This is a genomic window from Pigmentiphaga litoralis, from assembly GCF_014651835.1.
GTDB classification, from domain to species: Bacteria; Pseudomonadota; Gammaproteobacteria; order Burkholderiales; family Burkholderiaceae_B; genus Pigmentiphaga; species Pigmentiphaga litoralis.
The window spans coordinates 1,438,658-1,453,085 of the sequence record NZ_BMXQ01000001.1; the positions used below are offsets into that span (position 1 = coordinate 1,438,658).

13 protein-coding genes are annotated in these 14,428 nt (G+C 64.2%); 8 read left to right on the top strand and 5 right to left on the bottom strand.

Annotation, left to right across the window (positions count from 1 at the left end):
* Nucleotides 1-22: 22 nt before the first annotated feature.
* The 5 genes from IE116_RS06310 to IE116_RS06330 form a co-directional block, all read right to left on the bottom strand.
* Nucleotides 23-1,276 carry an NADH-quinone oxidoreductase subunit D gene (locus IE116_RS06310; protein WP_189610769.1) on the bottom strand — a complete coding sequence of 418 codons (1,254 nt, stop codon included), beginning with the start codon at nucleotides 1,274-1,276 and terminating at the stop codon, nucleotides 23-25.
* A 3-nt stretch (nucleotides 1,277-1,279) separates the two neighbouring features.
* A complete protein-coding gene (locus tag IE116_RS06315) occupies nucleotides 1,280-1,873 on the bottom strand; it encodes an NADH-quinone oxidoreductase subunit C (RefSeq protein ID WP_189610771.1) in 594 nt (197 codons plus the stop codon).
* 108 nt (nucleotides 1,874-1,981) lie between these two features.
* Nucleotides 1,982-2,458 (bottom strand): NuoB/complex I 20 kDa subunit family protein, encoded by a 477-nt coding sequence (locus IE116_RS06320; RefSeq protein WP_179587039.1) that lies wholly within the window; start codon nucleotides 2,456-2,458, stop codon nucleotides 1,982-1,984.
* Between the two features lie 36 nt (nucleotides 2,459-2,494).
* Complete coding sequence (locus tag IE116_RS06325; protein WP_189610773.1) at nucleotides 2,495-2,854, bottom strand: NADH-quinone oxidoreductase subunit A; 360 nt, start codon at nucleotides 2,852-2,854, stop codon at nucleotides 2,495-2,497.
* A gap of 585 nt (nucleotides 2,855-3,439) precedes the next feature.
* Nucleotides 3,440-5,104 (bottom strand): methyl-accepting chemotaxis protein, encoded by a 1,665-nt coding sequence (locus IE116_RS06330; RefSeq protein ID WP_189610775.1) that lies wholly within the window; start codon nucleotides 5,102-5,104, stop codon nucleotides 3,440-3,442.
* Nucleotides 5,105-5,302: 198 nt separating this feature from the next.
* Here IE116_RS06330 and IE116_RS06335 point away from each other — a divergent pair, with 198 nt between their 5' ends.
* From IE116_RS06335 to IE116_RS06370, 8 genes are all read left to right on the top strand, one after another.
* Nucleotides 5,303-6,214, top strand: coding sequence for an SMP-30/gluconolactonase/LRE family protein (locus tag IE116_RS06335; RefSeq protein WP_189610776.1), 912 nt, complete (start codon nucleotides 5,303-5,305; stop codon nucleotides 6,212-6,214).
* A gap of 83 nt (nucleotides 6,215-6,297) precedes the next feature.
* Nucleotides 6,298-8,151, top strand: a complete 1,854-nt coding sequence (locus tag IE116_RS06340) for an ABC transporter ATP-binding protein (protein ID WP_189610778.1) — start codon at nucleotides 6,298-6,300, stop codon at nucleotides 8,149-8,151.
* A gap of 341 nt (nucleotides 8,152-8,492) precedes the next feature.
* On the top strand, nucleotides 8,493-9,656 hold the full coding sequence (locus IE116_RS06345) for a Gfo/Idh/MocA family protein (protein ID WP_189610780.1): 1,164 nt from the start codon (nucleotides 8,493-8,495) through the stop codon (nucleotides 9,654-9,656).
* 8 nt (nucleotides 9,657-9,664) lie between these two features.
* Nucleotides 9,665-10,852 (top strand): dihydrodipicolinate synthase family protein, encoded by a 1,188-nt coding sequence (locus IE116_RS06350; protein ID WP_189610782.1) that lies wholly within the window; start codon nucleotides 9,665-9,667, stop codon nucleotides 10,850-10,852.
* 88 nt (nucleotides 10,853-10,940) lie between these two features.
* A complete protein-coding gene (locus IE116_RS06355; protein WP_189610784.1) occupies nucleotides 10,941-11,819 on the top strand; it encodes a sugar phosphate isomerase/epimerase family protein in 879 nt (292 codons plus the stop codon).
* A 109-nt stretch (nucleotides 11,820-11,928) separates the two neighbouring features.
* Nucleotides 11,929-12,579, top strand: coding sequence for a TetR/AcrR family transcriptional regulator (locus tag IE116_RS06360; protein WP_189610786.1), 651 nt, complete (start codon nucleotides 11,929-11,931; stop codon nucleotides 12,577-12,579).
* Nucleotides 12,580-12,594: 15 nt separating this feature from the next.
* Complete coding sequence (locus IE116_RS06365; RefSeq protein WP_179587016.1) at nucleotides 12,595-12,975, top strand: VOC family protein; 381 nt, start codon at nucleotides 12,595-12,597, stop codon at nucleotides 12,973-12,975.
* Nucleotides 12,976-13,124: 149 nt separating this feature from the next.
* The gene (locus IE116_RS06370) at nucleotides 13,125-14,378 is read left to right on the top strand and encodes an Hsp70 family protein (RefSeq protein ID WP_189610789.1); all 1,254 of its coding nucleotides are present in this window, start codon (nucleotides 13,125-13,127) and stop codon (nucleotides 14,376-14,378) included.
* The last annotated feature ends 50 nt before the right edge of the window (nucleotides 14,379-14,428 follow it).

Here is a 14,428-nt window from a genome sequence, read left to right on the forward strand (position 1 = left end):
ATTGACTCGGTAGTGTCGTGAATTAGCGATCGATCTCGCCGAACACGATGTCCTGCGTGCCGATGATGGTGACGGCGTCGGCGATCATGTGACCGCGCGCCATTTCATCGAGGGCCTGCAGGTGGGCAAAGCCCGGTGCACGAATCTTGAGCCGATAAGGTTTGTTGGCGCCGTCGGACACCAGGTAAATGCCGAACTCGCCCTTCGGGTGTTCGACCGCCGAATAGGCTTCGCCCGGCGGCACATGGAAGCCTTCGGTAAACAGCTTGAAGTGATGGATCAGCTCTTCCATGCTGGTCTTCATTTCGGCACGCGATGGCGGGGCAATCTTGTGGTTCGAAGTGATGACCGGACCGGGGTTGTTCCGCAGCCATTCCACGCATTGCTTGATGATGCGGTTGGACTGGCGCATTTCTTCGACGCGGACCAGGTAGCGGTCATAGCAGTCGCCGTTCACGCCCACAGGAATGTCGAACTGCATCAGGTCATAGACTTCGTAGGGCTGCGTCCTGCGCAGGTCCCATTCGACGCCGGAGCCCCGCAGCATCGGGCCGGTGAAGCCCAGCGCCTTGGCGCGGTCGGCGGTCACGATGCCCACGTCGACCAGGCGCTGTTTCCAGATCCGGTTGTCGGTCAGCAGCGTTTCGTATTCGTCGATGTAGCCCGGGAAGCGGTTCGTGAACGACTCGATGAAGTCCAGGAGCGAACCCGACCGTTCATCGTTCATGGCACGCACTTCCTTGGCGCTGCGGTACTTGCTGTCGCGAAACTGCGGCATTGCGTCCGGCAGGTCGCGATACACGCCGCCCGGACGATAGTAGGCCGCATGCATACGGGCGCCCGAGACCGCTTCATAGCAGTCCATCAGGTCTTCGCGCTCGCGGAAGGTGTACAGGAACACCGCCATCGCGCCGACGTCCAGCGCGTGCGAACCCAGCGACATCAGGTGGTTCAGGATGCGCGTGATTTCGTCGAACATGACGCGGATGTACTGCGCGCGCAGCGGTACTTCCAGTCCGAGCAGCTTTTCGATCGCCATGACATAGGCGTGCTCGTTGCACATCATCGACACGTAGTCGAGACGATCCATGTAGGGCAAGGCCTGCAGGTAGGTCTTGTGCTCGGCGAGCTTTTCGGTCGCGCGATGCAGCAGGCCGATATGCGGGTCGGCGCGCTGGATGACTTCGCCGTCGAGCTCGAGCACCAGGCGCAGCACGCCGTGCGCAGCCGGGTGCTGGGGGCCGAAGTTCAGCGTGTAATTCTTGATCTCTGCCATGATTTACCGTCCTGCTCCGTAGCCGTCTTCGCGGATCACATGGGGGATGATCAAACGCGTTTCGATGGTCACGGGCTGATAGATGACCCGGCGTTGTTCCGGGTCGTAGCGCATTTCAACGTTGCCGGTCACCGGGAAGTCCTTGCGGAACGGGTGGCCGATGAAGCCGTAGTCGGTCAGGATCCGGCGCAGGTCGGGGTGGCCTTCGAACAGGATCCCGAAGAAGTCGAACGCTTCGCGTTCGTACCAGTTCACGCCAGGCCAGACTTCGACCAGAGACGCGACCACTGGCAGATCGGGGTCGTCGGCGAAGGTGCGCACGCGCAGGCGCCAGTTGTTCTTGTAGGACAACAGGTGCAGCACCACGCCGAAACGCGGGCCTTCGTTGACGTCGTTGCCATAGGCCGAATAGTCCACGCCGCACAGGTCCATACAGCTTTCGAAACCCAGCTCGGGGTTGTCGCGCAGGGTCATGCACACCTGCATGTACTGCGCAGGAGGCACTTCGAGCGTCAGCTCGCCCAGGGCGGCGCTGACACGGACCGTGTCGCCGAAAAGGCTCAGCAGCCGTTGATTCAGGGTTTCAAGCTTGGTCATGAAGCGTCCGAGCGAAAGATGGCAGCCCGCCAGTTGGCGCGGCAAACGTGGCAAGGGGCAGCCAGGGCAACAAAGTCAAACGAAACAGGGGCAATACGCATCGTCCAGTCAACGGGCGATCGTATTCGTGCGGCGAATCTTGTTCTGCAGCTGGAGAAGCCCGTAGATCAAGGCCTCGGCCGTGGGCGGGCAGCCCGGGACATAGACGTCGACCGGCACGATGCGATCGCAGCCGCGGACCACCGAATACGAATAGTGGTAGTACCCGCCGCCGTTGGCACAGGAGCCCATCGACAGCACCCAGCGCGGCTCGGGCATCTGGTCGTACACCTTGCGCAGTGCCGGACCCATCTTGTTGCACAGCGTGCCGGCCACGATCATCAGGTCGGCCTGCCGCGGGCTGGGGCGGAAGATGATCCCGAACCGGTCGAGGTCATACCGTGCCGCACCCGCGTGCATCATCTCGACCGCGCAACAGGCGAGGCCGAATGTCATGGGCCAGAGCGAACCCGTCTTTGCCCAGTTGATGACCTTATCCGCCGTGGTGGTGATAAAGCCTTCGTTCAGAATTCCGTCGATTGCCATTGCTAAAACCCAGTGTCCTTCGGTATGCCGACGGGATCATTCCCAGTCGAGCGCGCCTTTTTTCCACTCGTAGATGAAGCCCACCACGAGGATGGCGAGAAAAACCATCACCGTTCCGAATCCGAGCAATCCAACTTGGTTGTTGGCCATGGCCCAGGGGAATAGGAAGGCGATTTCCAGATCGAACAAGATGAACAGGATCGCCACGAGGTAGTAGCGAACGTCGAACTTCATGCGCGCGTCTTCAAAAGCTTCGAAGCCGCATTCATAGGGGGACAGCTTTTCCGCGTCGGGGCGGTTGGGACCGATGGCCGATCCCAGAAACAGCAACGCAAACCCGACGACACAGCCCATGACGATGAACAGCAGGACGGGAAGATAACTCTCGAGTTCCATCAGGAGACCTGTTTGCTGGACCGCGCGGCCAGAGGGCCGGCGCGATCGGTAATTGGCAGGAATGCACGTTGGGCTGGCCACCGGGGCCGGACACACCATGCGGTAAAACGGGACCAAGGACTACAAAACCAAAGCAACGCAGGGCAAAAGCGACCGTCGCAGCGTGTAGCGCTCGTTACCAGGATACATACAAGGGTGAATGTTTGCGGACGCAATGGGCAAACCGACTGCCCGATACGCCGACAGTCGCGGCCTGTCGGTACTGCTGGCTAGGGAACCACATGGGTACTGCTGCACCACTGCTACTGACCTTGATGCCGCGCTTTATCACTGTGACTTCACCCATGTGACTTCACTGCCGTGACTTCACTGCCGCGACACCATTACTACGTCTTCTGTCTTTCTGCGTCTCTGTATTTCTGCGTCTTATTCTGGCTCGGGCCTGGCACCTCGGTGCATCGATCCATCGAGCTCACCATGCAGCCAAAATTAACGTTTACCCGACCAAGAGTATAGCGCAATCCGGCGTCTGTCCCAAAGCCGGAAACCATCCCGGTCACGAGGAGAAGACACCGCCAATTCCCCTTACACGACCCTGAACAGGCGCAGTTGCTCATCCACTTGCCGCGCCGCGTCCCGCATGCGCTGGGCGCACCCGGCGGTGGCTTCGGCCGCGGCCCCATTGTGGTCCGCCATGGCCGCAACAGCGTCGACGTTGGTGGCCACTTCGCCGTTGGCCTCGGCCTGTTGCCGCACCAGCGAATGAATGCCGGCAACGGTCACGGCGGCCTGCTCCGCCCCGGACCGCAGCAACTGCATGAAACCGCCGGCCTGGCCGGCCAGTGCACGGCTCGCATCGACCTCGGCCACGACTTCCTGCATCACGGCGATGGCCGACCGGGTATCGGCGGCCACCTGCCCGACCGTGGTGGAGATGACACGGCTGGACTGGCCGCTTTGCTCGGCCAGGCGGTGCACTTCTCCCGCCACGACCGCAAAACCGCGGCCGTCATCGCCGGCACGGGCGGCTTCGATGGCGGCGTTAAGCGCCAGAAGGTGGGTCTGCCGCGCAATGTCCGATATCAGCCCCGAGACGTCCCGAATGGTCTTGCCATGCGCGTCCAGGGCAGCAAGCGTGTCGGAGGCATGCCCGACCCGCTCGGCCACGTCCTGCATCCGACTGCCGATCCGGGCGATCAGTTCCCTGCCCTCGTCGGCCTGGCCGCTGGCCTGCCGCGACGTCTCGGCCGCCCGGTCGACGGACGCATCGACCTGCGCCAGCACGGCCGTCAGCCCGCCTACCGCATCGGCCATGCTGCCGGCCGATGCGGACTGCTGCCGCGAACGCGCCGCGACGGCGTCAGCGGCCCGGGAGACCTCTTCCGCCGACGCCTGCATGCCTTGAGACAGACCCTGCACGGCGCCCAGCGCATGGCGCAGGCGATCGAGCAAGGTATTGAGGGCGCGCGCCATGTCGTCGATTTCGTCCTTGCCGCGAATCGGCGCGCGGCGGGTGACGTCCAGATCGGCCGCCACCGCCATCATGACCGACCGCAGCTGCGCAATGGCCCCGCTGATGGCGCGGGACGAATACCAGGCCCAGCCAAGCAGACAGGCCGCCGCCACCGCGCAGATCACGCCGATCAGCAGGCGCACCTGGACGCTGGCGGCGTCCAGCCCCGCCGCTTCCTGCGCGGCCCCGGTTGCATAGACGTCCGCCAGCGCACGCATGGCGGCCTGCGCCTGATCGTAGGCGGGCTCCTGCGCCGAATAGGCTGCCTGGTACTTGATGAACAGGAAGGCCTGATCGGCCGCCGACGCCACCGATGTCAGTTGCGTCAGCAGGTCGGTCAGGGCCGCGTCGCGTGCCGCCCATGCCGCAAACGCGGCATCGAACGTGTCCAGGGCGGCCTGTTCGTCGTCGGTATGGGGCAATCCGGCCAGGGCCTGGCGGGCGCTTTCGACGGCCTGCCAGTTGCGCGCCTTGGACTGCAGCATCCGGGACCACTCGTTCTGCGCTTCGATGGAGAACTCGGCGGCCCACTGCAGCGGCTCGAGCGTGTGGCGGGCGACCTGCACCTGCCCTTCGCGCATCGCGCCAAGGGCGACGAGCGCAGGAATGCGTTGACCGGCCAGGCCGTCGACAGTGCGGGTAAGCTGGTGCAATCCGACCAGGCTGGCTGCCACGACAACAAGCAAGGCGAGCATGGCGGCCGACCCAAGAATGAACAAGCGATACCTGATGGTCATGACGGCGTGATGACTTTATGAAGCAGAAAAGGAAACGGCGACATGCCTGGAGCCTGTCGCCGTGATGCCCAGCCTTTATCGGGTTAACACGTAGTCAACTTGAATGAAGGTTTTGTTGCAGCGGGCACGACACATGCGGCAGGCAGGGTGCCGCGTCGGGGGCCACGGCGCCCCGTCCGCATCTCTAAGGAGACCGTCATGCACTTCGATCGACTTGGCGCCATGCATTGCGCCACGGGCGAATGCCCCGTCTGGCACCCTGGTGAACAGGCCCTGTACTGGACCGACATTCCTGCACGCTGCCTGTGGCGGTGGGACGCGGCCAGCGGCCAGACCCGCCGCTGGGACTTTCCCGAGATGATCGGGTGCATGGCGGCCACGGGCGACAACGCCTGGCTGCTGGCCGCGCAGACCGGCCTGTTTGCCGTGCCCCACCTTGCGCCCGATGCCGAGCCCGCTGCCCTGAACCGCATCGCCGATGTGACCCACGGGGCGCCCGGCATGCGCTTCAACGATGGCCGCACCGACCGCCAGGGGCGCTTCTGGTGCAGCACGATGGTGATGGACGCCGACGCCAGGTCGAACGCGGGCAGGCTGTATCGCTATGACCTGGATGGCCTGTCGATGCCGGTGCTGGATGATCTGATGATCCCGAACGGCCTGGCCTTCAGCCCCGACGGGCGCACCATGTACCTGTCCGACTCGCATCCGGATCGCGGGGCCGTATGGGTCTTTGACTACGACATCGACGACGGCGTGCCGTCCAACCGCCGGCTGTTGGCCGACCTTCATTCCCGCACGGGCCGGCCCGATGGCGCGGCGGTCGATTGCGATGGCGCCTATTGGACCTGCGCCAACGGCGAAGGCGCGCTGCTGCGCTTCACACCCGACGGCACCCTGGACCGCACGGTGGAACTGCCGATGCGCGAACCCACCATGTGCGCGTTCGGCGGACCCGACATGCGTACGCTGTTCGTCACGTCAGCCAGACCGCAGGATGGCGACATGCACAAGGACCCGCTGGGCGGCGCGGTGATTGCCCTGCAGGTCGGCGCCAGGGGATTGGCGGACACGCCCTTTCCAGGCATCGGTTCGGCGCGTCACGCCTAGTCACCGGATGGCGGCGATCCGGGGTGCGCGCGCAAGGGCGGATGGCGTAAGGTATCGGGCTTTACGCCCTATCTTGAGTTGTCATGCCCGAACACCGCCGCCGCGGCATCTACGAACGCTTCGAATCCATCATCGACCCCTTCCGCCCTGCGTCGGAAGGCACGCCGCCCAAATCCGTGTTGCGCTTCTACTGGCATTACCTGGTACAGGTGTGGCCGCTGTTCGTCGTCCTGATGGTGGTGGGCCTGGCGGTCGCCTTGGTCGAGGTCGCCCTGTTCGGCTTCCTGGGGCGGATCGTCGACCTGGCGCAGGGAGCGACGGGCCGCGAGTTCTTTACCGAGCACCGCAACGAACTGCTGTGGATGGCGTTCGTCGCCATGATCATCCGGCCGGTGGTGACCGGCTTGCATGACCTGCTGGTGCACCAGACCATCAGTCCCGGCCTGACCACCCTGATCCGTTGGCAGAACCACCGCTATGTGCTGAAGCAGGGGTTGTCCTTCTTCCACAACGATTTTGCGGGCCGGATCGCCAACCGCATCCTGCAGACGGGCAACGCCCTGCGCGATTCGGCGGTGCAGGCGGTGGACGCGTTGTGGCACGTGGTGATCTATGCAGTCACTTCGCTCGTGCTGTTTGCGGAAGCGGACTGGCGGCTGACCTTGCCGCTGCTGTTCTGGATCGTCGGCTTTACGCTGGCCATGATCTATTTCGTGCCGCGCGTGAAGGAACGGTCGGTGATTTCGTCGGAAGCGCGCTCGCAGCTGATGGGACGCATCGTTGACGGCTACACCAACATCGGCACGCTCAAGCTGTTCGCGCACAGCCATCATGAAGAGGAACATGCGCGCGAAGCCATGGCCGACCAGACGCACAAGGCGCAGCTGGCGGGCCGCGTCATCACGTCGATGGACACGGTGATCACGGCGCTGAACGGCATCCTGATCACGGGGACGACCGGCCTGGCGCTGTGGCTGTGGAGCGAAGACCGGATCTCGTTGGGCGCCATCACCCTGGCGACGGGCCTGGTAATCCGCATCAACAACATGTCGAGCTGGATCATGTGGGTGATCAACGGCATCTTCGAGAACATCGGCAACGTGCAGGACGGCATCAACACCATCGCGCGGCCGCAGACGCTGGTGGATGCGCCGGACGCCACGACGCTCAAGGTCAACCAGGGACGGGTGCAGTTCGAAGACATCCACTTCCATTACGGCAAGGCCTCAGGCGTGATCGGCGGGCTGAGCCTGGACATTGCCCCGGGCGAAAAGATCGGCCTGATCGGCCCGTCGGGCGCCGGCAAGTCGACCCTGGTCAACGTGCTGCTGCGGCTATACGACCTGCAGGGCGGCCGCATCCTGATCGACGGCCAGGACATCGCCCAGGTCACGCAGGAAAGCCTGCGGTCGCAGATCGGGGTGGTTGCGCAGGACACGTCGCTGCTGCATCGGTCGATCCGCGAGAACCTGCTGTACGGCCGGCCCGGCGCGACCGACGGCGACATCATCAAGGCCATGCGGCAGGCGCGGGCTGACGAATTCATCCATCGGCTGACCGACAACAAGGGCAATACCGGCCTGGACGCATACGTGGGCGAACGCGGCATCAAGCTGTCGGGCGGACAGCGCCAGCGGATTGCCATCGCTCGTGTGCTGCTCAAGGATGCGCCCATCCTGGTGCTGGACGAGGCCACGTCGGCGCTCGATTCCGAAGTCGAAGCGGCCATCCAGGAGAGCCTGGACACCTTGATGGAGGGCAAGACGGTGATCGCGATTGCACACCGGCTGTCCACCATCGCCCGGATGGACCGGCTGGTCGTGATGGACCAGGGCAAGGTCGTCGAAGTCGGCAGCCATGCCGAGTTGATCGCCCAAGGCGGGCTCTATGCCCGGCTGTGGCAGCACCAGACCGGTGGCTTCATGGGCGTGGATTGAGCTGACGCGCGGCGGCGCCCTCGGGCGCGGCTTCCTTCATGCAGTTCGTCCGTCCGGTCTCATATTCACCATTTAGTTAATTGCACGTCGCATTGGAGCGGGCCGGTCTCGACACTCGCTGGGGTCGCGAGACGCTTTCGCCGTGCTCGAAAAGCCGCATCGTCCCTATCCCCTTGGTGAAACCCCTAGGCACGCCGCGCCGCGCCGACAGTTGACACACGCCGCGTTGCCGCCCACAATTCACTCAATGGTTAATTAAGCCGGTGAGTTACCGGCACCGCAGGCGTCGCACCGCTCGCAGCAGCCCGGCGCTCCCTTTCTACAAGAGAAGACATCCAGACATGACCACCAAACAACTCGGCATCATCATGCACGGCGTCACCGGCCGCATGGGTATGAATCAGCACCTGATCCGTTCGATCGTTGCGATCCGCAACCAGGGCGGCGTCACGCTCTCGAACGGCGACAAAGTCATGCCCGACCCGATCCTGATCGGCCGCAATGAAGAAAAGATTGCCGCGCTGGCGCGCCGCCATGGCATCGAACGCTGGGGCACCGATCTGGACGCCGCGCTCGCCAACAAGAACGACACCATCTTCTTCGACGCGGGCACCACGCAGATGCGCCCTACCCTGCTCGCCAAGGCCATCCGCGCCGGCAAGCACGTGTATTGCGAAAAGCCCATCGCCACCAATCTGAATGAAGCGGTCGAAGTCTGCCGCATGGCGCAGGAATCGGGCCTCAAGCACGGCGCGGTGCAGGACAAGCTTTTCCTGCCCGGTCTGCGCAAGCTGGACATGCTTCGCCGCAGCGGCTTCTTCGGCCAGATGCTGTCGGTGCGTATCGAGTTCGGCTACTGGGTGTTCGAAGGTGACCTGCAACCCATCCAGCGTCCGTCGTGGAACTACCGCAAGGAAGACGGCGGCGGCGTGATCCTCGACATGATCTGCCACTGGCGCTATGTGCTGGACAACCTGTTCGGCGAGGTGCAGTCGGTGTCTTGCCTGGGCGCCACCCACATCCCCACGCGCTGGGACGAAGAGGGCAAGCCCTACACCGCGACCGCCGACGACGCGGCGTATGCCACCCTGGAACTCAAAGGCCACAACGGCGAACCGGTCGTTGCGCAGATCAACAGTTCGTGGACCACCCGCGTGCGCCGCGACGACCTCGTCACCTTCCATGTGGACGGCACCCTGGGATCGGCCGTGGCTGGCCTGACCGACTGCCGCATCCAGTCGCGTGTCACCACGCCGCGTCCGGTCTGGAACCCCGACCAGAAGCAGGAAATGGACTTCTTCGACCAATGGCAGGAAGTGCCCGATACCGAGCCTTTCGACAACGGCTTCAAGATCCAGTGGGAACACTTCATCCGCCACGTGGTGGAAGACGCGCCCTATCGCTGGACCCTGCCTGAAGGCGCCAAGGGTGTGCAACTGGTCGAAGCCGCGCTGGAAAGCTGGAAAGACCGCCGCTGGGTCGACGTGCCCTCGCTTGGACTGTGAGCCGGACCATGCCCACCACGCTCACCCTTCCCGACCTGCAAGGCAGGTTGACGCCCTACACCCTTCGCGACGCCGAGCCGATCCGGGCGTCGGCGCCCACCGCGCCCTTCAACCGTATCGCCTACTCGGCCGCGCACGTGGTGGCCGACCCGCTGGCGGCCATCGATCCCTTCCTTGAAAGCAGGATCGACTGGGACGCCACGATTGCCTACCGTCAGCGCCTGTGGTCGCTGGGCCTGGGCGTGGCCGAAGCCATGGACACCGCCCAGCGGGGCATGGGACTGGATTGGCCGACGTCCCTCGAACTGATCCGCCGGTCGCTCGATGCAGCCAAGGACGTGCCTGGCGCACTGGTCGCCTCTGGCTGCGGCACCGACCACCTTGCCCCTGAAGACGCACGATCGGTCGACGACGTAATCCGCGCCTATGAAACCCAGATGGAAGCGATCGAGTCGCTGGGCGGCAAGCTGATCGTGATGGCCAGCCGTGCCCTGGCGCGCGTCGCCACCGGTCCGGCCGACTACGAACGCGTGTATGACCGGATCCTGTCGCAGGCCAGGCAGCCCGTCGTGCTGCATTGGCTGGGCAGCATGTTCGATCCGGCGCTGGCCGGGTATTGGGGTACCGATGATCTGGACGCCGCCATGGACACGGCGCTCGGCATCATTGCCGCGCATCCGGACAAGGTCGACGGCATCAAGATTTCGCTGCTGGACAAAGACAAGGAAATCGCCATGCGGCGCCGCCTGCCGCCTGGCGTGCGCATGTACACCGGTGACGATTTCAACTATGCCGAACTGATTGCGGGTGACAACGAAGGCGCGTTGCCCAATCACAGGCAAAGCGATGCGCTGCTAGGCATCTTTGATGCCATCGCCCCTGCGGCAAGCGCCGCGTTGCAGGCCCTGTCCGCCGGAGACACCGACCGCTTCCACGCGATCCTGGCGCCCACCGTGCCGCTATCCCGCCACATCTTCAGGGCGCCCACGCGCTACTACAAGACAGGCGTGGTGTTCATGGCCTGGCTGGGCGGGCACCAAAGCCACTTCACCATGGTGGGGGGCCAGCAAAGCGCGCGGTCCTTGCCGCACTTTGCCGAGCTGTTTCGCCTGGCCGATGCGGCCGGCCTGCTCGAGCGGCCCGACCTGGCGGTGCACCGGATGAAGCTGCTGCTGGCGCAGCACGGCGTCGAATAAAGAACGAGCGATCGGAGTCAGTCTTGCTGGCCAGGATCGCTCTTTGAGCACGCTCAATTCTGACAACACGCTTTTACCGGATCCATCCATGCGCAATTTTTCCGACAGCCACGAATGGCTTTCCATCAACACTGCCACCCTGCGCCGGCAGGAAGGGCGCGAGGTGCCTCTGCTGGATATCCTTGACCAGTGCGCCGCGCAAGGCGTACGGGCGATCTCGCCCTGGCGCGATCAGGTCGCGACGGCAGGCCTGACGGCCACGTCGCGCGCCGTGCGTGCGCATGGCATGGCCCTGTCCGGCTATTGCCGCGGCGGCATGTTCACGTACACCGACGCCCCCGGCCATCTGGCTGCGCGGTCCGACAACCGCCGCGCCGTGGATGAAGCCGCGGAACTGCACGCCGCCTGCCTGGTACTGGTCGTGGGCGGCCTGCCGGGCGCGCTGGCGGGCAAGGCGGCCTACACCGATATCACTCGTGCCCGCGCGCAGGTCGAAGAGGGCATTGCCGAACTGCTCGAGTACGCCAAGGGCGCGCACATGCCGGTTGCCATCGAACCGCTGCACCCCATGTACGCGGCCGACCGCGCCTGCGTGAACACGATGGAACAGGCGCTGGACATCTGCGACCGGTTGGACCCGGGCAAAACAGGCGCCCTGGGCGTGGCGGTCGACGTCTATCACGTGTGGTGGGACCCGAAGCTGCGCGAACAGATCGCCCGCGCCGGCAAGTCCCGGTTGCTCGCCTTCCATGTATGCGACTGGCTCACGCCTACGACCGACCTGCTCAATGACCGCGGCATGCCGGGTGACGGCGTCATCGATATACCGCTGATCCGCGGCTGGGTCGAAGCACAAGGGTTTGCCGGCTACAGCGAAGTCGAGATCTTTTCGCAGGACAACTGGTGGAAGCGCCCGGGCGCCGAGACGCTTGCCGCCTGCATCGAACGGCATTGCAGCGCGGTTTGACGGCAGGTCCGGCATGGCCGGGTTGTATAATCGCGGCCATTCCGGAGCTTGATTTGACCTTCTCGTCGCGCATGTCCACCTGCCCCTTCCTGTCGTCCGCGGCCCGTTGATGACCAGCGACGTCACGACAGACCCCCGTCAGCGATCACGCGACGCCGATCGCACCCAGGCAGAAATCCTGCTGGCCGCCCGCGATGAATTCGCCGAATTCGGCCTGGGGGGTGCGCGCGTCGACCGCATTGCCGAACGCGCCAAGGTCAACAAGCGGCTGATCTACTACTACTTCCAGAACAAGGAAGCCCTGTTCCTGGCCGTGCTGGAAGCCGCCTACGACGACATCCGCGCGGCCGAACGCAAGCTGCACCTTGAGCACCTGTCGCCCGCCGACGCCGTCCGCAAGCTCACGGAATTTACGTGGGAGTACTACCTTGCCCACCCCGAATTCATCACGCTGCTCAATAGCGAAAACCTGCACCGCGCGCGGCATCTTGCGCAGTCCGACAACGTGCGGAACGTCAATTCGCCCTTGATCGAGACCCTGGCCGGCATCCTGGAACGCGGGCGTGCCGCCGGGGTGTTTCGAGGCGGCGTCGACCCCGTGCAGCTGTATGTGTCCATCGCGGCCTTGTCCTACTTCTACTTGTCGAACAACCACACCTTGTCATCAGCGTTTGGCCGCGACCTGTTGTCGGCCAAGGCCAAGGCGGAACGCATCTCGCACATCAATGAAGTGATCATGGGGTATATCCTGCGGGATTGAGCCCAAGGATCCACCATGATCGATCACCTCGACCACCTGGTGCTGACCTGCACCGACCCCGACGCCACCATCGCCTTCTACACCGGTGTGCTTGGCATGCAGCTCGAAACCTTCCGCGGCGGCCGCCAGGCGTTTCGCTTCGGCAACCAGAAGATCAACCTGCACGTTCGCGGCAGCGAGTTCGAACCCAAGGCCCACCTGCCTGTGCCCGGCGCCCTAGACCTCTGCTTCATTGCGGACCGCCCCCTGGACGATGTCATTGCCGCACTGAACGCCGCCGGCGCGACCATCATCGACGGCCCGGTGGAACGGACCGGCGCGACCTCACGCATTCGCTCGGTCTATTTGCGAGACCCGGATCTGAATCTGATCGAGATTTCCGAGTTGATGGCGTGATGCCATCGGCGTGATCGGACCCGGTCCTTTACCGGGAAGCAACACTTCCCGCCCGGGTTCGGGCCGCCGCGGCTTCATGGGTCAGCTTGCGTTTACACTGGCGGGCCGTCGCGACAGGCGACGCGAAATTACGTGAGTTGTATACCTTGATGATGTCTACCGCATGCGGCGTCGACTTTGGCACGTCCAATTCCACCGTGGGTTGGAGCCGGCCAGGACACCCGGCCCTGCTCGACCTGGAGCAAGGCAAGCCGACCCTCCCCTCCGCCATCTTCTTCCATGACGAAGACGCCGAAATCAGCTACGGCCGGGCTGCGCTGGCCGACTACCTGGCGGGCTATGACGGGCGGCTGATGCGGTCCATGAAGAGCCTGCTTGGCAGCTCGCTCATGGAAGGCCATACCGAAGTCCAGGGCCGCGCCCTGCCCTTTCGCACCTTGCTCGCCAAGTTCATTGGCGAACTGAAGCACCGTGCCGAGTCCGCCGCGGGCCGCCGGTTCGACAGCGCCGTCCTGGGCCGCCCGGTATTTTTTGTCGACGACGATCCGGTGGCCGATGACCTGGCGCAGACGACGCTGGCCGAAATCGCCGCGTCGGTCGGCTTCAAACACATCGAATTCCAGTTCGAACCGATGGCCGCCGCCTTCCATTACGAATCGCAGATCGACCGCGAAGAACTGGTGCTGGTTGTCGACATCGGCGGCGGCACCTCGGACTTTTCGGTCATCCGGCTGGGCCCGGACCGTGCGGCCAAGCTGGAACGGCGCGACGACATCCTGGCCAACGGCGGCGTGCACATCGGCGGTGTCGACTTCGACAAGTACCTGAGCCTGGCCACCGTCATGCCGCGCTTCGGCCTGGGCAGCAAGCTGACCAGCGGCAAGGATGTGCCGTCCACCCAGTTCAACAACCTGGCCTGCTGGCACACCATCAACCTGGCGTACAGCCGCAAGGCCTGGGCGCACTTGAACGACATCTACGGCGAAGCGGCCGAGAAAGAGAAGTTGGCCTTGCTGCTGGGCATGGTCAAGGAACGATCAGGGCACTGGCTGGCGATGCAGGTCGAAGAAGCCAAGATCGAATTGTCGGACGCAGGCCAGGCGGTGATCGATCTGTCGCGCGTCGCGCCGGGACAGTCGGTGGACGTGACGCGCGCTGTGTTCGACAAGGCGGTTGGCCATCTGGTCGACAAGGTCGAAGTGACCGTGCAGGACGTGCTGCGCAAGGCGGGCGTTACGCCTGCGGATATCGATACCGTGTTCTTTACCGGGGGATCGAGCCGCCTGCCGCTGTTGCGCGAGCGGCTGTCGGCGGTGGTGCCTGGCGCGCGCAGCGTCGAAGGCGATGTGTTCGGCAGCATCGGCGCGGGACTGGCGCTGGACGCCCTGCGCAAGTTCAACTGAAAAAGGCAGTGCACTGATCATCAGTGCACTGCGGTTGCCTGCGGCGTGCG

Coding starts and splice junctions, on each gene's coding strand:
- IE116_RS06310 (WP_189610769.1), bottom strand. CDS start 1,276: ATGGCAGAGATCAAGAATTACACGCTGAACTTCGGCCCCCAGCACCCG.
- IE116_RS06315 (WP_189610771.1), bottom strand. CDS start 1,873: ATGACCAAGCTTGAAACCCTGAATCAACGGCTGCTGAGCCTTTTCGGC.
- IE116_RS06320 (WP_179587039.1), bottom strand. CDS start 2,458: ATGGCAATCGACGGAATTCTGAACGAAGGCTTTATCACCACCACGGCG.
- IE116_RS06325 (WP_189610773.1), bottom strand. CDS start 2,854: ATGGAACTCGAGAGTTATCTTCCCGTCCTGCTGTTCATCGTCATGGGC.
- IE116_RS06330 (WP_189610775.1), bottom strand. CDS start 5,104: ATGACCATCAGGTATCGCTTGTTCATTCTTGGGTCGGCCGCCATGCTC.
- IE116_RS06335 (WP_189610776.1), top strand. CDS start 5,303: ATGCACTTCGATCGACTTGGCGCCATGCATTGCGCCACGGGCGAATGC.
- IE116_RS06340 (WP_189610778.1), top strand. CDS start 6,298: ATGCCCGAACACCGCCGCCGCGGCATCTACGAACGCTTCGAATCCATC.
- IE116_RS06345 (WP_189610780.1), top strand. CDS start 8,493: ATGACCACCAAACAACTCGGCATCATCATGCACGGCGTCACCGGCCGC.
- IE116_RS06350 (WP_189610782.1), top strand. CDS start 9,665: ATGCCCACCACGCTCACCCTTCCCGACCTGCAAGGCAGGTTGACGCCC.
- IE116_RS06355 (WP_189610784.1), top strand. CDS start 10,941: ATGCGCAATTTTTCCGACAGCCACGAATGGCTTTCCATCAACACTGCC.
- IE116_RS06360 (WP_189610786.1), top strand. CDS start 11,929: ATGACCAGCGACGTCACGACAGACCCCCGTCAGCGATCACGCGACGCC.
- IE116_RS06365 (WP_179587016.1), top strand. CDS start 12,595: ATGATCGATCACCTCGACCACCTGGTGCTGACCTGCACCGACCCCGAC.
- IE116_RS06370 (WP_189610789.1), top strand. CDS start 13,125: ATGATGTCTACCGCATGCGGCGTCGACTTTGGCACGTCCAATTCCACC.